The 16,966-nt window shown below is 70.8% G+C and carries 19 protein-coding genes; 11 read left to right on the top strand and 8 right to left on the bottom strand.

What is annotated here, in order from left to right; all coding sequences use genetic code 11:
* The first annotated feature begins 32 nt into the window (after window positions 1–32).
* Window positions 33–1,829 (top strand): glycosyl hydrolase family 28-related protein, encoded by a 1,797-nt coding sequence (locus AB0D53_RS24635; RefSeq protein WP_362450075.1) that lies wholly within the window; start codon window positions 33–35, stop codon window positions 1,827–1,829.
* Window positions 1,830–1,853: 24 nt separating this feature from the next.
* Here AB0D53_RS24635 and AB0D53_RS24640 read toward each other — a convergent pair whose 3' ends face one another.
* The gene (locus tag AB0D53_RS24640) at window positions 1,854–2,864 is read right to left on the bottom strand and encodes an aminoglycoside phosphotransferase family protein (protein WP_362450078.1); all 1,011 of its coding nucleotides are present in this window, start codon (window positions 2,862–2,864) and stop codon (window positions 1,854–1,856) included.
* A 183-nt stretch (window positions 2,865–3,047) separates the two neighbouring features.
* Here AB0D53_RS24640 and AB0D53_RS24645 point away from each other — a divergent pair, with 183 nt between their 5' ends.
* A complete protein-coding gene (locus tag AB0D53_RS24645; protein ID WP_362450080.1) occupies window positions 3,048–3,830 on the top strand; it encodes a hypothetical protein in 783 nt (260 codons plus the stop codon).
* A 124-nt stretch (window positions 3,831–3,954) separates the two neighbouring features.
* Window positions 3,955–4,296, top strand: a complete 342-nt coding sequence (locus AB0D53_RS24650) for a hypothetical protein (protein WP_362450082.1) — start codon at window positions 3,955–3,957, stop codon at window positions 4,294–4,296.
* Between the two features lie 78 nt (window positions 4,297–4,374).
* Here AB0D53_RS24650 and AB0D53_RS24655 read toward each other — a convergent pair whose 3' ends face one another.
* The gene (locus AB0D53_RS24655) at window positions 4,375–4,617 is read right to left on the bottom strand and encodes a hypothetical protein (RefSeq protein WP_362450084.1); all 243 of its coding nucleotides are present in this window, start codon (window positions 4,615–4,617) and stop codon (window positions 4,375–4,377) included.
* Window positions 4,614–4,862, bottom strand: a complete 249-nt coding sequence (locus AB0D53_RS24660; protein WP_329818372.1) for a hypothetical protein — start codon at window positions 4,860–4,862, stop codon at window positions 4,614–4,616. Before AB0D53_RS24660 ends, AB0D53_RS24655 begins: the two co-directional genes overlap by 4 nt.
* A gap of 135 nt (window positions 4,863–4,997) precedes the next feature.
* Between AB0D53_RS24660 and AB0D53_RS24665 the strand changes: the two genes are divergently transcribed.
* Together AB0D53_RS24665 and AB0D53_RS24670 are read left to right on the top strand one after the other, a co-directional pair.
* A complete protein-coding gene (locus AB0D53_RS24665; RefSeq protein ID WP_362450088.1) occupies window positions 4,998–5,648 on the top strand; it encodes an AAA family ATPase in 651 nt (216 codons plus the stop codon).
* The gene (locus AB0D53_RS24670; RefSeq protein ID WP_362450090.1) at window positions 5,645–6,052 is read left to right on the top strand and encodes a hypothetical protein; all 408 of its coding nucleotides are present in this window, start codon (window positions 5,645–5,647) and stop codon (window positions 6,050–6,052) included. The genes AB0D53_RS24665 and AB0D53_RS24670 overlap by 4 nt, the downstream gene beginning before the upstream one ends.
* A 138-nt stretch (window positions 6,053–6,190) precedes the next feature.
* Here AB0D53_RS24670 and AB0D53_RS24675 read toward each other — a convergent pair whose 3' ends face one another.
* Window positions 6,191–7,216, bottom strand: a complete 1,026-nt coding sequence (locus AB0D53_RS24675) for a tetratricopeptide repeat protein (protein WP_362450092.1) — start codon at window positions 7,214–7,216, stop codon at window positions 6,191–6,193.
* 876 nt (window positions 7,217–8,092) lie between these two features.
* Between AB0D53_RS24675 and AB0D53_RS24680 the strand changes: the two genes are divergently transcribed.
* Genes AB0D53_RS24680 through AB0D53_RS24690 form a run of 3 tightly spaced genes read left to right on the top strand, consistent with a single transcriptional unit; the run spans window position 8,093 to window position 10,089 of the window.
* Window positions 8,093–8,818, top strand: a complete 726-nt coding sequence (locus AB0D53_RS24680) for a hypothetical protein (protein WP_362450094.1) — start codon at window positions 8,093–8,095, stop codon at window positions 8,816–8,818.
* Between the two features lie 11 nt (window positions 8,819–8,829).
* The gene (gene fabG, locus AB0D53_RS24685; protein ID WP_362450096.1) at window positions 8,830–9,621 is read left to right on the top strand and encodes a 3-oxoacyl-ACP reductase FabG; all 792 of its coding nucleotides are present in this window, start codon (window positions 8,830–8,832) and stop codon (window positions 9,619–9,621) included.
* 30 nt (window positions 9,622–9,651) lie between these two features.
* Complete coding sequence (locus AB0D53_RS24690; protein WP_362450099.1) at window positions 9,652–10,089, top strand: NUDIX domain-containing protein; 438 nt, start codon at window positions 9,652–9,654, stop codon at window positions 10,087–10,089.
* Between the two features lie 167 nt (window positions 10,090–10,256).
* Here the strand turns inward: AB0D53_RS24690 and AB0D53_RS24695 are convergent, their stop codons facing one another.
* Window positions 10,257–11,018 (bottom strand): phosphoglyceromutase, encoded by a 762-nt coding sequence (locus tag AB0D53_RS24695; protein WP_072487970.1) that lies wholly within the window; start codon window positions 11,016–11,018, stop codon window positions 10,257–10,259.
* A gap of 206 nt (window positions 11,019–11,224) precedes the next feature.
* On the opposite strand from AB0D53_RS24695, the gene AB0D53_RS24700 reads away from it, so the two are divergent.
* The gene (locus AB0D53_RS24700; RefSeq protein WP_362450103.1) at window positions 11,225–12,553 is read left to right on the top strand and encodes an MFS transporter; all 1,329 of its coding nucleotides are present in this window, start codon (window positions 11,225–11,227) and stop codon (window positions 12,551–12,553) included.
* 165 nt (window positions 12,554–12,718) lie between these two features.
* On the opposite strand, the gene AB0D53_RS24705 is transcribed toward AB0D53_RS24700, so the two are convergent.
* A complete protein-coding gene (locus AB0D53_RS24705; protein ID WP_362450105.1) occupies window positions 12,719–12,868 on the bottom strand; it encodes a hypothetical protein in 150 nt (49 codons plus the stop codon).
* Window positions 12,869–13,037: 169 nt separating this feature from the next.
* A complete protein-coding gene (phoU, locus tag AB0D53_RS24710; RefSeq protein ID WP_329818361.1) occupies window positions 13,038–13,715 on the bottom strand; it encodes a phosphate signaling complex protein PhoU in 678 nt (225 codons plus the stop codon).
* Between the two features lie 198 nt (window positions 13,716–13,913).
* On the opposite strand from phoU, the gene AB0D53_RS24715 reads away from it, so the two are divergent.
* Both AB0D53_RS24715 and AB0D53_RS24720 read left to right on the top strand, forming a co-directional pair.
* Window positions 13,914–15,188: an ATP-binding protein gene (locus AB0D53_RS24715; RefSeq protein WP_362450109.1), complete on the top strand. Its 1,275-nt coding sequence runs from the start codon at window positions 13,914–13,916 to the stop codon at window positions 15,186–15,188.
* Window positions 15,185–15,865, top strand: coding sequence for a response regulator transcription factor (locus AB0D53_RS24720; protein WP_072487966.1), 681 nt, complete (start codon window positions 15,185–15,187; stop codon window positions 15,863–15,865). The genes AB0D53_RS24715 and AB0D53_RS24720 overlap by 4 nt, the downstream gene beginning before the upstream one ends.
* A gap of 106 nt (window positions 15,866–15,971) precedes the next feature.
* Here the strand turns inward: AB0D53_RS24720 and AB0D53_RS24725 are convergent, their stop codons facing one another.
* Window positions 15,972–16,613, bottom strand: a complete 642-nt coding sequence (locus AB0D53_RS24725; RefSeq protein ID WP_362450111.1) for a DUF461 domain-containing protein — start codon at window positions 16,611–16,613, stop codon at window positions 15,972–15,974.
* Between the last annotated feature and the right edge of the window lie 353 nt (window positions 16,614–16,966).

Here is a 16,966-nt window from a genome sequence, read left to right on the forward strand (position 1 = left end):
TCGCCGCCGACGCAGATATGAACGTCGTTCACATGGATGAAAGGCGGCTCGGATTCATGGCGATCAACGCGGTCAACGCGAGCAAGGCGAGCAAGGCGGCCGGGACGGCCGGGACGGCCGAGACGGCCGAGGCGTTCGGGGGAAGCATCGGCAGACGCGGCCTGCTGGCCGTGGCCGTGGCCGTCGCCGCGACGGCGGTCACCGGCACCACCGGCAGCGGCACGGCGGCCGCCGCGGGCCGGGCGCCCGGAGGCGGGCCCCGTACGGCCCCCCCGCTCTGGCGGGAGTTCGCCGCCGCACCGTTCACCCATCCGCAGATCCCGTTCATCGGCCGGGCCGGCTGCCGCGGCGGCTCCCGCCCGCCCCGCCGCATGGGACGCGGCTTCGTCGCCGACGTCCGGCAGTACGGCGCGAAGCCCGACGGCTCCGCCGACGCCGCCCCCGCGATCAACCGGGCCATCGCCGACGCCGGAGAGCGCGGCGGCGGCACGGTGCTCGTCCCCGCGGGCACGTACCGCATCGACGACATCATCCGGATCGGCCACAGCGACGTGGTGGTGCGCGGCGCGGGCAGCGGGCGCACCAGGCTGTACGCGACCAGGAACCTCACCGAGCTGATCGGCGCGTACGGCAGCCGGTACGGCGGCGACAAGTCCAGCTGGTCCTGGGCCGGCGGCCTCATCTGGCTCTGTCCGACCGGCCGTTGGACCTCGCTCACTGATGCGATCAGGGCGAGGTCCTGGCCCTTCGAGGGATGGACCGGCAACCGGCGCGACGAGTGGCGGACCCTGACCGCCGTCGCCCCCGCCCGCCGCGGCGACCGCTCGGTCACCGTCGACGACCCGACGGGGCTGCGGCGCGGCGCACTCGTCCTGCTCCGCCTCGCCGACGACGCCGGCCACACGCTCCTGGAGCACATGGCGGGCGGCGGCCCCGGCCCCGAGGCCTACCAATGGGACGACAAGACCAAGCTGACCTCGTACGTCCCCTACGAATGGCCGGTCCGCGTCACCTCCGTGCACGGCCGCCGGGTCACGCTGGAGCGCCCGCTCCCGCTCGACGTCCGGCCCGAGTGGGATCCGCGGCTGACCACCCTCGTCACCCCGCTCACCGGCTCCGGCGTCGAGGGCCTCACGCTCGAAGCGGTCGAGACCCCGCAGTCGCCGCATCTGCTGGACAAGGGGTACAACGGCGTCGCGTTCCAGTGCGCGTACGACTGCTGGGCCGACGACATCACCGTCCGCCACGTCGACAACGGCTTCGGACTGGTCGCCGCCTCCGCCTGCACCCTGCGCCGTACGAAGGTCACGGGCCGCGGCTCGCACCATCCGTACTACTGCCGCGAGGGTTCGCACGACAACCTGATCGAGGACTTCACGATCGAGCGGCGCACCGTACCGGCGCCCGCCGGGACGCAGCTGCACGGCATCAACGTCGAGGGCCTGTCCAGCGGCAATGTCTGGTCGCGCGGGGTGATGGAGATGGGGACGTTCGACTCGCACCGGGGAATGCCGTTCGCCAACGTCCGCACCGACATCACGGTCGAGAACAACGGCCGGCACGGCGGCGACGCGAGCGCGGGGCCGCTCTTCGGGGCCCGCTTCACGCACTGGAACATCCGGGTCACCAACGGCCGGGCGGGCCTGATGCGGATCGACGGACTCGCCCCGTACAGCGCGACGGTCGGCATCAGCGAGGTGACGGAGTTCGACCAGATCGACGTCCCCGACTTCACCGGCGATCTGCACACCCGGCTGGAGGCGTACGGCACACCGGAGGCGGTGTGGCCGCCCAATCTGTACGAGGCCCAGCGGGCGCTGGCCGGCTGAGGGCGAGGGCGGCGGGCGCTGCGCTCAGTTCCCGGTGCGCAGCGCCGACTCCACTTCCACCAGGGCCGATTCGAGCTGCGGGGCGACATGCGTCCACGCCCACTCCCGGTCCTCCCGGGACGCGCGGCGCGGAACGGTCTCCACCAGCATGATCAGGTAGAGATAGCAGCGGTAGAGCGCGAGCCGCAGCCGCACCGACGCGTCGAACACCACCGGTTGCCCGCCGCCCTGCGCGTACCCGGCGAGGAAGTCCTCGTCCTCCTCCATGTTCCCGAACAGGGTGAGCGACACGAAGTCGGCGACCGGGTCGCCCCAGAACATCCGCTCGCCGTCGACGATTCCGCCGATGCTCCGCGCCCCCGGCCCGCCGTCGACGAGGAGGTTGCCCTGCCACAGGTCGAAGTGGACCAGGGCGGGGCGCGCGACGTCGTCGAGGACGGGCGACGCGGCGGCGAGCAGCGCACGGATGCCGGCCGTCGGGCGCGGCAGCCGGGCCCGGTAGGTGTCCGCGTCGGCGAGGACGGCGTCGGTCATCGCGGTGAACGCCTGCCGCCAGGCCGGGGCCAACGGGCCCACCGCCAGGGAGGGATAGCCGAAGCCGTCCGGGGTGGTGACGGCGTGCAGCCGGGCGACGATCCGCCCCAGGTCGTCGCGGAGCAGGCGCTCTTCCGCGGTGGACAGCGAGCCGGGGGCGAACTCGCTCCAGGGACGGCCCGGACAGGCCGACATGATCACGTACGGGCTGGTGGGCGCGGCCGGGTCGAGCTCGCTGTGCAGGACGCGGGGGACCGGGGCCGAACCGTTCGCGCGGGCGTGGAACGTGGTCTCGTTGACCAGCAGATCACGCTCGTAGGTCATCAGCGTTCCGGGCGTCGGGGGCGGCGGTATCTTCACCACCCGGTCGCTGCCGTCCGTGAGCGTCACCCGGGAGACCGTGTTGAACGTGCCTCCGGTGAGCGGTGCGCACCGGGCGATCCGGTCCTCGGTCAGTCCAACGGAGCGGAGTACGGCTGAGGTTGTTCGGTCTGCCTGCATGCGAGCGATTGTCCCCGCGCCGGGTCCCGGTGTGGATCGCGGCTGCCACGGACAGCGCCTTCACAGGATGATCACGGCGCCGTCACGATCGCATCCCGTGCCCGACTTGATTGATCATCAAACCATTTTTCGCTCATAGAGTGAGCAAAACCGAAGACCCTGCTCATAGAGACGGACCGGACCATGCGTTCCACCGCCGTACGCCGTACCGCAGTTGCCGCCACCGCGGTGTCCCTGGCCCTGCTCGCCACCGCCTGCGGCGGATCGGACTCCGGTTCCGGGGATAAGGGGGCGGACGCCAAGGGCAAGGAGCCCGCGGCCGCGGCCAAGGCGCTGAGCGCCGCCGAGCTGGAGAAGGCCGTGCTGGCCCAGGGTGACGTCAAGGGACACAAGATCTCCAAGGCCGCGGCCAAGGACACGATCTCCGTCGACGACATCAAGGTCGAGAAGAAGGTCTGCGCCCCGCTGGCGAACGCGCTGATGGGCGTGCAGGTCGGCGAGCCGGGCGCGTTCACCAAGCGCGCGATCGTCAGCGAGCCGAAGAAGGGCGACCTGGCGAAGCAGGACAGCGGGGACGCCGATGAGGCGTTCAAGGCGGCGTTCGACATCACGACGACGCAGCTGGCCCTCGGTTCGTACGACGGCAAGGGCGCCCAGGAGTCGGTCGCCGCGCTGCGCACCGCGTCCACCGAGTGCGCCGGCGGCTTCGAGTTCACGGCGGCCGGCGAGAAGCAGAAGGTCCTCAAGATCACCGAGGAGCAGGTCAAGGGCGGCGAGGAGGCGGTTGCCTGGGCCGTGCAGCTGGAACAGGGCGGGGAGAAGGCGGTGCTCAAGCTCGTGGCCCTGCGCCAGGGCGCCTCGTTCGCCTCGTTCTCCTCGATGAACATGGCCATGCTCGCCGGTGAGGTGAAGGACTTCGAGCTGCCGACCGCGGTGGTCGAGGCGCAGGCCGCGAAGCTGGCCTGACACCTGTCGGTGCGGTACATGGGGCGGACGAGTACATGGCGCCCCGCCGGTGAGTATTCGTACTCATGAGCGGCCGTTCACGCTCCATGCAGGCTGGGAGGACCAGCGAGCAGGAGGAGTGACGATGTACGGGATCAGTCGATTCGGCAGGGTGGCGTCCAGGAGGAACGGGCGCCGCCCGAGCCGTACCGCAGCGGGCCTCGCCCTGGCCGCGGCGGCCGTGGCGGTGCTGACCACGGGCTGCTCGACCGAGGACGCGACCTGCGGCGGCGGGGAGTACCCGATCATGACGATCGGGGGCACCGGATCGGCCTGCCAGCCCGACGGCGAGGACCCGCCGAAGGGATACGTCCGGTACCCGAAGGGCAAGGTCCCCAAGCACGTCGGCGACAAGTGGGACGTCTACTGGCAGACCCACACCGTCGACGAGAAGGGGAACACCATCGAAGTCCCCGCCGGTTCCTAGTCCCCGCCGGTTCCCAGGACGTGCCGTCCGGGGCGGTCCGGCCGGTCCGCTCCGGAATGTGCCGGGCCCGCTGCCGGTTCAGGGCAGCGGGACGAGCCTCACCACGGTGACGGTCAGGACGGTCCCGGAGACGTAATAGAGCACGATCGCCCCGGCGACCGTCGCCTCGCGTCGGTCGCGTTCGCTCTTGACGGCCGACGACCCGTGTCCGTACGGGGCGAGGCCCAGGGTGCGTGCCATCTCGGCGCGGAATCTCTCGCCGTCGCGCATCTTGGCCAGGGAGTCGTCGGCGGGCGGTGCGTAGGAGATGCGGTAGCTCAAGCGACGCTCCGCCTCTCGGCCTCGTCCTGGGCCAGCCGGGCCAGGATCCGGTCGGCCTCGGGATCGGGCACGGCCTCCAGCATCCAGTGCCGCATCACGGCCTGGATCTCGTGCACCCCCGCCTCGTTGATGGCGCGGTCGAACTCCTCGCGCCGCTCCTCGGGCAGCGTGGCCCGGATGGCCGGAATGCTGTTGGGCACGTCGACCTCCGCACCGCCGACGAAGGTTTTCAGGGGCTCGCCCATGGTTGCTCTCCCCGCTCTCCTTGCTCTCTCCGCACGGCCCGTCCGGTCGGCTCCGCCCTTGCGAGGGCCGGTACTCGGGTCACCGTAGCGCCAGCGCCGACGGCGGACACGGAGCCCACGCGATACGTTCGTCCCGTGACAGCGACATCATGGGACATATTGCTGATCGGTGGGGCCTCGGGCGTCGGCAAGAGCCGGGCGGCGGCCCAACTGGCGGCCGGAACGGGCAAGTCGGAGGGTTTCGTGGTGGAGTTCGACGACATCGTCAGCGCCGTCGAGGCCATGACGACGGCCGAACACCACCCCGCGCTCCACCACTTCGACGGCATCCCGGACACGGCACGGCTCGCCGTCGAGCAGGTGATGGACCTTCAGATCGCCACCGCCAGGGCCCTCGAACCCGCGGTGCTGGGCGTGGTCCGCAACCGCCTGACCGTCGACGTACCCGCCGTGATCGAGGGCGACTACCTCACCCCGGCCGCCGCGGCGGAAGCGATCCGCGAGGGACGGTCGGCCGGCCGCCGGGTGCACGCGGTGTTCCTGCACGAGCCGGACCCGGAACAGATCCTCGCCAACTACGCGGCCCGGGAACCCGACAGCGGCGAACAGCGCCACCGGGCACAGGTCAGCGCCGCGTACTCGCACTGGCTGTCCCGGCAGGCCTCCCGGCACGGACTGCCGGTGGTCGAATGCCGCCCCTGGACGGGCCTCCCGGAGCGTGTGGCAAGGGCGTTGGGGCGGTACGGGCCGGCGATGTCGGACCCCGGCCATACGCTCGGACCATGAGCGTCTCCGTCTACTACAGCGCCCGCCGGGCACAACCGCCGACCGCCGCCGAGTCGGCCGCCGTCGAGCACGTGGTCGCCACGCGCGCCCGGTCGTTCCCGTACGACGACGAGGAGAGCCTGTATCTGTACGGCGGTGACCACGCCGAGGACGGCCAGATCCTCGCCGGCTCCACGAAACTGCCGAGCGACCCCGGCCGGTGGATACCGGTGATGGTCCATGTCCTCGACTCCGTAACGGAGTTGCGCCGTGCCATCGGGGGAGCGGAGTGGCACGTCCACACGGACGACATCGACGTCCCGTGGGACGAGACGGAGGGGTACGCCCTGCCGGGCATGCGGGACGCGGCACTCGCGGACGAGCTCGGCGGCCTCTGCCACGGCCCTGATGAACAGGGAGGGTGAGGTGGGAGGGGGTGCGTCCGGCCTTCACGGTGCGTCAGGCACCCGCTGCTGATCCGGGCGTCGGTGTCCGTCATCGAGCGGCCCGGGAGGCCTGGCCGAAGGGGCGCAACCGCTGAGAGCGACGACGCTGGGAGAGGGTCAGCCTCCGGCGCGTGCCGCCCGCTCACGCAAATCCTGGGCCTCGGGAACTCCGTTGTGCCGGCGGAGGCGTACGCGCATGTCCTGGAGAGCGGCCTGGACCTTCACCGAGCGGATGCCGTCGGCGCAGTCGAGGAAGTCGCGCCAGGTGGCCATGGCGCCGTCGATGTCGCCTTGCCGCAGCCGGACGCCGCCGAGGTCGGCGAGGACGATGGCGCGGGTGCGGCGGCGGTCGAAGCCGTGGATGTCGAGGGCGAGGTGGAGGTGTTCCTCTGCGGCGTCGAGGTCGCCGAGGCGGGAGAGGATCATGCCGGATTCGTGGGCCCAGCGGCCGGGGGAGTAGTGGGCGGCCCAGGAGTCGCCACCTGCGGCTGCCGGCTCGGCGATGGCAGTCTCGGACCTGGCAAGGTGTTTGGTGGCCATGCGGCGGTCGTCGTCCTGGGCAGCGGCGTTGGCGAGGGTGGCCTCGTAGTAGGCGACCGCGCGCGGGTTGTCGAGATGGCGGCCGTAGTCCACGCAGGCTTCGCCGAGCTGGACTGCCTCGGCCCGGTAACCCAGATCGACGCACTGGACGGCCAGCCCCCGCAGTGCGGTCGCCGAAAGCTCTGGATCGTCAGCCTCGGCGGCCAGGCGGAACGAGTGTGCGTAGTAACGCTGGGCGAGTCCGCGCAGTTCGGGAGTGTCGCCTTCGTCCTGGGCCATCCAGCCGGCGAGGTGGACGAGCTGGGAGGTCGCGGCGAACAGTTCGTGGCCGGTGGCCTCGGTGAAGCGGCCCTCAAGCCATGGTGCGACGTCCTGGGTGAGGTAGCGGACGGCCAGGTGGCGGGCGTGGCCGCCGCCGAGTTCGGAAGCGGAGTCGCCGAGGGCCTTCACCATGTGGCGTACGGCGGCCACCTCGCCCTGGCCGACGCGTACGGCTCCGGGAAGGGTGGTCTTGGTCCGGCGGGTGATGCTGTCCATGTCGGGCAGGCCGAGTGCGGACAGCGCGTATCCGCTGGAGGCGAGGATGAACTCCCGGCGTTCCACGTCGCTCCTTCCCAGGCGCAGGACTGATGCCACGGTATCCGTGTGGAGTGCCGCAGGCATGGGCTCCGGGAGGTTGATCGCCTCGGGATCCAGCCCCAGCACCTGTGCGATATAGGGCCACCAATGGCCGGGAGTCCGTTCGCCCTCGATCCACCGCCGGGCGTGCTGACGCTGCAGGCGGCGCGGGTCACCGCATTCGGCGAGACCAAGGGCGCGTGCCAACTCTGAAGGCCCCCAGCCGCGTTCTTGGCAGGCCCGCTTGATCAGTTCCGCGACGGCCGGGTTCCTCGGCACCCCGTCACCCCTCCCCACCTGGATTACGCGGGATTACGCAGGACTACCTCCTGGGCCCTGTCCCGGGAGCACGGACCGCCGTTCACTGAACATCACCCCGCAGATCTCCGAATGGCTCGAACAGGCCCCGTCGGCGCTTGCCCGGACGCTTGAGAGGAAACCGACCGCGGCGATGTCCACGGACCTGCACGATCCCGCCTTCGCGACGGCCCGGTTCGGCACAGCACCCCGCCGTCCGAGAGACGATCCGGTAAGCCGTTCCCTGTTATCCGGCCCGCTGGAGACGGCCCTGAGCTGGGTCTGGGCCCTGGGCACGGCTGCCGGACTCGCCATGGTCGGCTTTCTGGCCCACGCCGATCACTCCTCCGCACAGATCCCGTTGGCGAATCCGACGCTCAGCGCCGAGGACATTCCGTTGGCCGACGGCCCCGGATCGGCACCCCGGCCTGTCCTCCCCGGCGGGAGCCCACCGCATTCTCGCCACAGGTAGTCCACGGCACCTTGCCGGCGTACACGCTCCACATCACCAGTGAAGGAAGGCTGATGGCCAGTCAGTACACCGGCGAAACATACCCACTTCCCATGTCGGCCGCGTTCAGCGGCCCCGACAACACCGGGAAGACCAAGCAGATCGGAATCCTCGCTCGGCGCATGGGCCCGGCCGCGACCTCCGCAGGCCCGCTCGACCTCTACGACCCGCGCTGGGCCGCCATCAAGGCCGACGGCATGGCCCGCTGGTGGTTCGAGACCGGCCCGGTCGAGGAGGTCGCCGATGTCCTCGCCACCTCCTACCTGGAACGCTCCCGACGCCCCTTCTCCGCGCCGGTGCGCCTGGTGGACCGGGGCATTCCCATGCTGGAGGCGTCCGTTGCCGCGACGGCCGCCGTGCGGGAGGACCTGGGCGCCGCGCGGGCCGCGGACCGGGCCCGGCTCCTGCTGGCCCCGTACGAGACCGACCTGCGGACCGCCGAGGAGGGCGAGCACGCCCTCGTCCTCCTGCACTGCGACGACCCCGAGGAAGGCACCCGCCGGAGCCTGGCCCACGAGGTGACGGTCACCGAGATCTACGCGGCGTACCAGCGCCACCTCCACGAGCAGATCAACCGGCTCGTCGACGACGGGCGCTTCCCGATGTCCAGAGATCCACGCATTCCTCGACCTGCGCATCCTCGGCGTCATCCCGGCCTCCCGGCTGACCGGACACGACCTCCTGCTCGTACTGATCAAGCTCGCCGAGAGCCAGGACCCGCTCTCGTCGATCGACACCTTCTTCACCACCGCGTCGACGCCCCACTCTCATCCTGGTGAACGGAGCAGCAATGTCCCTGCCTCTGCTTGAGACCCCTCTCCAGACCCGACCGCTCCAGGGCCGCAACGCCCTCATCACCGGCGGGGCCACCGGCATCGGCGCCGAGATCGGACGGGCGCTCGCCACCGCCGGAGCAACCGTCGCGGTCAACCACTTCGGCCAGGACCCCGACGCCCACGCCCTCCTCGCCGCCTTCGAGCGAGCAGGCAGCCCCGGGATCACGGTGAACGCCGACCTGACCGATCCGGGTGCCGTCCAGACCATGGCCGGCCTCGTCCGCGCAGAGATCGGATCCGTCGACATCCTGGTGAACAACGCCGGCTCCTATCCCCGCGTCGCCTGGCAGGACACCGACGAGACCACCTGGAACTACTCCCTCGACGTGAACCTCACCGCCCACTACCGCACCTGCCACGCGCTCACCCCCGGCATGATCGAGCGCCGCTGGGGCCGGATCGTGAACATCGGCAGCGTCAACGCCCGCGCCGGCCGGACGAACCTCGTCGCGTACAGCACCGCGAAGGCCGGGCTGCTGGGCCTGACCCGCTCCCTCGCCCGCGAACTGGGCCCGTACGGGATCTGCGTCAACACCGTCGTGCCCGGGGCCATCCAGGTCGAGGCCGAGAACGCTATTCCCACTCAGTGCCGTGCGCGCCCGGAGGACCAGATCAAGCGCCAGTGCGTCCCGCGCCGCGGTCGGCCCGAAGACGTCGCGGCCCTAGTGGCGTTCCTGGCGGGTCCCTCCGCCTCGTTCATCACCGGGCAATCCGTCCACGTCGACGGCGGCTGGCTGCTGCACTGAGACCGTCAACAAGCAAGGAGGCAAACCGAAATGATCGAACGAGTCCGCGCCGTCCTCGTCACCGCTGACGGGACGATGCTGGTCATGCGCCGCACCAAGCCTGAGATTCCCGAGTACTGGGTCCTGCCCGGCGGTGGCGTCGAACCCGGCGACGAGTCCCGGGAGGCCGCGCTCCACCGGGAGATCCACGAGGAGATCGCAGGGAAGGCCGACATCGTCCGCCTCCTCCACACGATGGAGTCCGACGACGAGCGCCAGCTCTTCTACCTCGCCCGCATCGCGACTTGGTCCTTCGACGACCGCACCGGTCCCGAGTTCAGCGCCGAAGGCCGCGGCGAATACGCGCTGGAGGAGATCCCACTGACCGAGGAGGGGCTCGACGGCATCGACCTCAAGCCCGAGGAGATCGCTCGCGTCCTGCGAGGAGCCATCAGCAGCGGAAGCCTCGGAGGCACGGCAACGCTCTGAGTCTTCGAGCATCAACACACGACCGGGGCCGGCACCGAGATGTGTCGGCCCCGGCGGCGTTCCCATGCACCGCTGGCTTGGCACCGCGTTGTTGTCGGAAGGACTTGGCGCACCCAAAAGCCCCCACCACGCGGAGAATTCGCAGGTGGGGGCTTCTTCAGCTCTGCTTACTTCTTCTTGCCCTGGTTCTTCACGGCCTCGATCGCGGCCTTCGCCGCGTCCGGGTCGAGGTACGTGCCGCCCGGCTTCAGGGGGCGGAAGTCGGCGTCCAGCTCGTAGACGAGCGGGATGCCGGTCGGGATGTTCAGGCCCGCGATGTCGGCGTCGGAGATGCCGTCGAGGTGCTTGACCAGGGCCCGGAGGCTGTTGCCGTGGGCGGCGACCAGGACGGTCCTGCCGTCGAGGAGGTCCGGGACGATGCCGTCGTACCAGTACGGCAGCATGCGGGCGACGACGTCCTTGAGGCACTCGGTGCGCGGGCGCAGCTCCGGCGGGATCGTCGCGTAGCGCGGGTCGTCGCTCTGCGAGAACTCGGTGCCGTCCTCCAGGGCGGGCGGCGGGGTGTCGTAGGAGCGGCGCCAGAGCATGAACTGCTCCTCGCCGAATTCTGCGAGCGTCTGCGCCTTGTCCTTGCCCTGCAGGGCGCCGTAGTGGCGCTCGTTCAGCCGCCAGGTGCGGTGGACGGGGATCCAGTGGCGGTCCGCCGACTCCAGCGCGAGTTGCGCGGTGCGGATGGCGCGCTTCTGGAGGGAGGTGTGCAGGACATCGGGGAGCAGACCGGCGTCCTTGAGCAGCTCACCGCCGCGGACTGCCTCCTTCTCGCCCTTCTCCGTGAGGTTGACGTCCACCCAGCCGGTGAACAGGTTCTTCGCGTTCCATTCGCTCTCGCCGTGGCGGAGGAGGATCAGCTTGTACGGTGCGTCGGCCATGGGTCCGAGCGTAATCGACCCCGTACGTGCGCCGCGCGGCCGGTCACAGGGCGGACAGGGCGGGCCCGGCGGGCGGCCGGGAGCGGGACGATTGACGGCAGACGTCAATTGAGTGGCGGACCGGAATCCGGGATTCGTAACGTTCGGACAGCAGCCGGGCCTCTTACCGGACGCGTTCGTTCCGTACTTCCCTGGGGGGATTCCGTATGTCTGTCGCCGGTCTCAGACGGGCCGCACGCGAATCCGTGTCCGGGCTCCCCAGACAGTTCTGGTGGCTGTGGACCAGCACGCTGGTCAACCGTCTCGGAGCGTTCGTCGCCACGTTCATGGCGCTCTACCTGACCCTGGACCGGGGCTACTCGGCCTCGTACGCCGGACTGGTCGCCGCGCTGCACGGGCTCGGCGGCGTCGTCTCCTCGCTCGGGGCGGGCGTGATGACCGACCGGCTCGGCCGCCGGCCCACCATGCTCATCGCACAGATCTCGACGGCCGTGTCCGTGGCCGTGCTCGGGTTCATGGTCCACCCGGTGGCGATCGCGGTGGTCGCCTTCTTCGTCGGCATGGCCAGCAACGCATCGCGGCCCGCCGTGCAGGCGATGATGGCAGACATCGTCCGGCCCGAGGACCGGGTGCGGGCCTTCTCGCTCAACTACTGGGCCATCAACCTCGGCTTCGCCGTCTCGTCGGCCGGTGCCGGGTTCGTCGCCGAGTACAGCTATCTCGCCGGGTTCCTCGGCGAGGCCGCGATGACGCTGGCCTGCGCCGTGGTCGTCTTCCTGAAGGTGCCCGAGACACGGCCGGACAAGCCGGTGGTGGTGGCCGGGCGCCCGGTCGACGACGGCGCGGAGGAGGTCCGGCTCTCCACCGTGCTGCGCGACGGCCGGTTCATGACCGTCGTCGGGCTGTCCTTCGTCATCGCCCTGATCTTCCAGCAGGGGTACGTGGGGCTGCCGGTGGCCATGGGGACGGACGGGTTCTCCAGCTCCGACTTCGGCACCGCGGTCGCCGTCAACGGGGTGCTGATCGTGGTGCTCCAGATCCCCGTCACCCGCTTCATCCAGCACCGCGACGCGCGCCGGCTGCTCGTCGTGTCGTCGCTGCTGGCGGGGTACGGGTTCGGGCTGACCGCGTTCGCCGGGTCGGTCGCTGCCTACGCGTTGACCATCTGTGTCTGGACGGTCGCCGAGATCGTCAACTCGCCGATCCAGAGCAGCCTGGTCGTCCGGCTGTCGCCGGCCCGGGGCCGCGGCCGCTACCAGGGCATGTACACGATGTCGTGGTCCGCGGCCGCGCTGATCGCGCCGCTGATGTCCGGCCAGGTGATCGACCGCTTCGGGGCCGAGTGGCTGTGGGGCGCCTGCGCCGTACTGGGGACCGGGGCCGCGCTGGGGTACTGGCTGCTGATGCGGAACCTGCCGGGCCGGGACGGGGCGGTGGCCGAGGCCGGCGCCGGCCGGGTCGCGGAGAGCGGAGGGTCGGAGCCTGCTCCCGGGGCCGGGGCCGGGGCCGAGGCCGTCGTCGAGCGGACGGGCTGAGAGCCGCCGCGGGGACGAACCGTTACGCACACGGGGCCGTCCGCACACGAACCGCCCCGCACACGACGCCGCCCCGCGCGGAGCCGTTCGTCTCCGCGCGGGGCGCACTCGGGCCTGTCCGGCGGATCAGGGCCGGACAGGCCCCCGGCACTCCGTGGCGGCCGGTCAGCCGCAGCAGCCACCGCACTGGCACGGGGCCCCGGACTGGCAGCCGCAGCCGCAGCCCGAGCCGCAGCCGCAGGCGCCGAGCAGGGTCAGGTGCACCACCTCGGCGGGTGCTTCCTGCCGGGGGTCGATAGTGGGGGAATCGGCCATGGTTCCTCCTCAAGGCGTACAACAGGGCCGTACGCCACGACGGCGTGCGTACGACCGGGGCGTACGGACAAGGCGTGCCGCCCCACCCCATTGCATGCCCAACCCGGCGGGCGCATCAACGGCGCATGTGCGCAGAAACACTTGTGCGACCCGATGCGCCCATGTGCGCCTACGCGCCCTCCACCGGCGTCTGCTGCTGGATCTCGTCGGCGTGCTCGCCCGTCACCAGGTAGACGACCCGCTTGGCGACCGACACCGCGTGGTCCGCGAAGCGCTCGTAGTAGCGGCCGAGCAGGGTCACGTCGACGGCGGTCTCGATGCCGTGCTTCCAGCGGTCGTCCATCAGGTGCTGGAACAGCGTGCGGTGCAGCAGGTCCATCTCGTCGTCGTCCTGCTCCAGCTGGAGCGCCAGATCGACGTCCTTGGTGATGATCACCTCGGCGGCCTTGGCCATCAGGCGCTGCGCCAGCTGCCCCATCTCCAGAATGGTGGCGTGCAGGTCGTGCGGCACCGCCGACTGCGGGAACCGCAGCCGGGCCAGCTTGGCGACGTGCTGGGCGAGGTCGCCCGAGCGCTCCAGGTCGGCGCTCATCCGCAGGGAGGTGACCACGATGCGCAGGTCCGTCGCCACGGGCTGCTGCCGCGCGAGCAGGGCGATGGCCCGCGCCTCCAGGTCGTGCTGCAGGTCGTCGACCTTCTGGTCGGCGGCGATCACGCTCTCCGCGAGCTTGAGATCGGCATCGAGCATGGACGTCGTCGCCCGGCCGATCGCCGACCCGACGAGACGGGCCATCTCGACCAGCCCCTCGCCGATCGAGTCGAGTTCCTCGTGGTACGCGTCACGCATGGAAGTCCCTCTCCAGTCCTCTGTGTAAGGCCGGGGCACGGTTCGAACCCCACGCTGCCACCCTGAGCGGCGTACGCGTCGGCTTCCGGCCGCCCAAGTGAACCAACCCTTGCTCCTCGGTGAACTCTGGGCGACGAGTGTTCGGATACGCACTCGGATGGCTGGGAGAGTCCTCCGGGACCCGCATAACCTTGACGTATGGACGTGAACGCGGCAGTCGCCGCAGCTGCGGCGATCGGCGGTGCGTGCACCGGCGTGATCGCCATGCTGGCGTTCCGCTGGAGCGAGCGCGACCAGAAGAAGCCGACGCGGACCTCCATGCGGCCCGACAGCAACGCACCCCTGCCGCCCGGGGTGGACACGGTCCTGTCCGTGCTCAGCTCCTCGGCGGTCGTGCTCGACGAGAGCGACAGCGTGGTCAAGGCCAGCTCGGCCGCCTATGCGCTGGGACTGGTCAGGGGCGGACGGCTCGCCGTCGACGCGATGCTGAACATGGCCAGGGACACCCGGCGCGACGGCGAGATACGCCAGGTCGAACTGGACCTCCCCCGGCGCGGTACGGGCCGGGGCGAGGCCCTCGCGGTCTCCGCCCGGGTCGCCCCGCTCGGCTCCCGGCTGGTGCTCCTGCTGGTCGAGGACCTCACCGAGGCCCGCCGGATAGAGGCGGTACGGCGCGACTTCGTCGCCAATGTCAGCCATGAGCTCAAGACCCCGGTCGGCGCGCTCTCGCTGCTCTCGGAGGCCGTGATGGACGCCTCCGACGACCCGGAGGCGGTGGAGCGCTTCGCGGGCCGGATGCAGATCGAGGCGACCCGGCTGACCAACCTCGTCCAGGAGATCATCGACCTCTCGCGGGTACAGAACGACGACCCGCTGGAGGACGCCGAACCGGTCCGGGTGGACGAGCTGGTGGCCGAGGCCATCGACCGCTGCCGCCAGCAGGCCGGCTCCAAGCAGATCACCATGGCTGCGGGCGGCACCGCGGAGCTCCGTATCTGGGGCAACCGCGGCCAGCTCGCCGCGGCGCTCGGCAACCTCGTCGAGAACGCCGTCAACTACAGCCCCGCCCGTACCCGAGTGGGCATCGCCGCCAGGCGACTGTCCGTGCCGGGCGGGGACCAGATCGAGATAGCGGTGACCGACCAGGGCATCGGCATCTCGGAGAAGGACCGCGAGCGGGTCTTCGAACGCTTCTACCGCGTCGACCCGGCCCGCTCACGGGCCACCGGTGGCACCGGCCTCGGCCTCGCCATCGTGAAGCACGTGGCCGCCTCGCACGGCGGGGAGGTCACCGTCTGGAGCTCGGAGGGCCAGGGCTCCACCTTCACCCTGCGGCTGCCCGAAGCGGGCTCCGTACGGGAACGGGACCGCAGTTCGGACGTACCGCCCGTCGTCAACGGCGACGAGGGCCCCCGTGGACCCGCTCACCCCGACACCCTTGAACCATTCCCTGCCCCGGAGGTCCTTCCGTGACCCGAGTGCTCGTCGTCGAGGATGAGGAATCCTTCAGCGACGCCCTGTCCTACATGCTCCGCAAGGAGGGCTTCGAGGTCGCCATCGCGGCCACGGGCCCGGACGGGCTTGACGAGTTCGAGCGCAACGGCGCCGACCTCGTGCTGCTCGACCTGATGCTGCCGGGCCTGCCCGGCACGGAGGTCTGCCGTCAGCTGCGCAGCAGGTCCAATGTCCCAGTGATCATGGTCACGGCGAAGGACAGCGAGATCGACAAGGTCGTCGGCCTGGAAATAGGAGCCGACGACTACGTGACCAAGCCGTTCTCCTCGCGGGAGCTGGTCGCCCGTATCCGCGCGGTGCTGCGCCGCCGCGGCGAGCCGGAGGAGGTCACGCCGGCCGCCCTGGAGGCGGGCCCGGTGCGGATGGACGTGGACCGCCACGTCGTCACGGTCGCCGGTGGCAAGGTCGACCTCCCGCTCAAGGAGTTCGACCTGCTGGAGATGCTGCTGCGCAACGCGGGCCGGGTCCTGACCCGCATGCAGCTGATCGACCGGGTGTGGGGCGCGGACTACGTGGGTGACACCAAGACCCTCGACGTCCACGTCAAGCGGCTGCGCGCCAAGATCGAGCCCGACCCGGGCGCCCCCCGCTTCCTGGTGACGGTGCGGGGCCTGGGCTACAAGTTCGAGCCGTAAACAGCCGGGTACGCGTACGGCGGAGGGCGCCCCCCGAAAGGGTGGCGCCCTCCGCCGTTCGTTCGCGTGGCGGCGCGTCATGCGCCCGCGCACGGTCCGCGTACGGTCAGTGGGACTCCGCCGAGGCGGACGCGGCGTCGCTCGGGGTGACCTCGTCGCTCCCCGGCTCTCCCGCGGCGCCGGAGGCGGAGCTGGTCGGCGTCGCCCCGGGCGACTTCTGCGGAGCCGCCGGCAGCGTGCTCGGGCCGAAGCCCGTGAAGTAGCTCTTCGCCGGCACGACGAACGCGCCGAGCGGGACCTCGCCGGCCGAGCTGAACTTGAAGACGACGGGCTGGACATTGCCCGCCCTGGCGGCCTCGCGGCCGTTCTCGATCACGGCGGAGGCGTTGCCCTTGCCGCCGAGAACCACCGAGCCGCCGGCCGGGACCACGACCTGCCCGGCGCCGTTGGCGGCGTGCAACTGCACCGAGGCGCTCGAACCCGGCAGCGTGACGGCTTCCAGGGTCTGCGGCTTCCTGCCGTTGTTGAACAGCGTCGCGGAGACGACGGCCGGGCCCTCGGCGGTGAGCTCGGGCTGGGTGACGACGTTCGCGTTCTGGATGCTGATGTCACCGATGGTGGTGGCAGCAGTGTCCGGCCTTACCTTGAGGCTCGCTGCGTCATTGCCCGCACCGCACGCGGTGAGCGAGGCGATCGAGAGAACGACGGCTGTGGCGGCGAGAGCGCCGTGTCGAAGGCTGCGGCTCACGGCGGCGGCAACTCCTTGAACGTTCGGACTGCGGACGGGAGACGGGCGACGTAAAGCCGCCCTAAGGGTGTGTCAGCGGCCTTAGGCTACCGAGCCGCCCCGCCCGCCCCGCACCCGACCCGCCCCTGAGGCCTTTCGTTTGGCCCGGGCCGCGCCCGCGGACCCCGCAATGGGCTGCGGGCCGCGCATGCCGAAACGGGCCGACACATGCCGTTCACATATCGCCGGTGATCAATTCATGGAGCGCGGCGCATTCCGTGCGCATAACCGATCGTGCCGGTCCGTTGATCAATTCCATTGATCAACGGCACTTACCTCCGTACGGGTGATCGATCTTCGAACGGAGTACGGAA

Source organism: Streptomyces sp. NPDC048295, from assembly GCF_040652135.1.
GTDB lineage: Bacteria > Actinomycetota > Actinomycetes > Streptomycetales > Streptomycetaceae > Streptomyces.

Excerpts from the sequence above, each read along its gene's own strand:
- AB0D53_RS24715 (WP_362450109.1), top strand. The coding sequence starts at position 13,914 with ATGGACGTGAACGCGGCAGTCGCCGCAGCTGCGGCGATCGGCGGTGCG.
- AB0D53_RS24670 (WP_362450090.1), top strand. The coding sequence starts at position 5,645 with ATGAGCGTCTCCGTCTACTACAGCGCCCGCCGGGCACAACCGCCGACC.
- AB0D53_RS24640 (WP_362450078.1), bottom strand. The coding sequence starts at position 2,864 with ATGCAGGCAGACCGAACAACCTCAGCCGTACTCCGCTCCGTTGGACTG.
- AB0D53_RS24645 (WP_362450080.1), top strand. The coding sequence starts at position 3,048 with ATGCGTTCCACCGCCGTACGCCGTACCGCAGTTGCCGCCACCGCGGTG.
- AB0D53_RS24635 (WP_362450075.1), top strand. The coding sequence starts at position 33 with ATGGATGAAAGGCGGCTCGGATTCATGGCGATCAACGCGGTCAACGCG.
- AB0D53_RS24705 (WP_362450105.1), bottom strand. The coding sequence starts at position 12,868 with ATGGCCGATTCCCCCACTATCGACCCCCGGCAGGAAGCACCCGCCGAG.
- AB0D53_RS24650 (WP_362450082.1), top strand. The coding sequence starts at position 3,955 with ATGTACGGGATCAGTCGATTCGGCAGGGTGGCGTCCAGGAGGAACGGG.
- AB0D53_RS24695 (WP_072487970.1), bottom strand. The coding sequence starts at position 11,018 with ATGGCCGACGCACCGTACAAGCTGATCCTCCTCCGCCACGGCGAGAGC.
- phoU (WP_329818361.1), bottom strand. The coding sequence starts at position 13,715 with ATGCGTGACGCGTACCACGAGGAACTCGACTCGATCGGCGAGGGGCTG.
- fabG (WP_362450096.1), top strand. The coding sequence starts at position 8,830 with ATGTCCCTGCCTCTGCTTGAGACCCCTCTCCAGACCCGACCGCTCCAG.
- AB0D53_RS24660 (WP_329818372.1), bottom strand. The coding sequence starts at position 4,862 with ATGGGCGAGCCCCTGAAAACCTTCGTCGGCGGTGCGGAGGTCGACGTG.
- AB0D53_RS24700 (WP_362450103.1), top strand. The coding sequence starts at position 11,225 with ATGTCTGTCGCCGGTCTCAGACGGGCCGCACGCGAATCCGTGTCCGGG.
- AB0D53_RS24680 (WP_362450094.1), top strand. The coding sequence starts at position 8,093 with ATGTCGGCCGCGTTCAGCGGCCCCGACAACACCGGGAAGACCAAGCAG.
- AB0D53_RS24690 (WP_362450099.1), top strand. The coding sequence starts at position 9,652 with ATGATCGAACGAGTCCGCGCCGTCCTCGTCACCGCTGACGGGACGATG.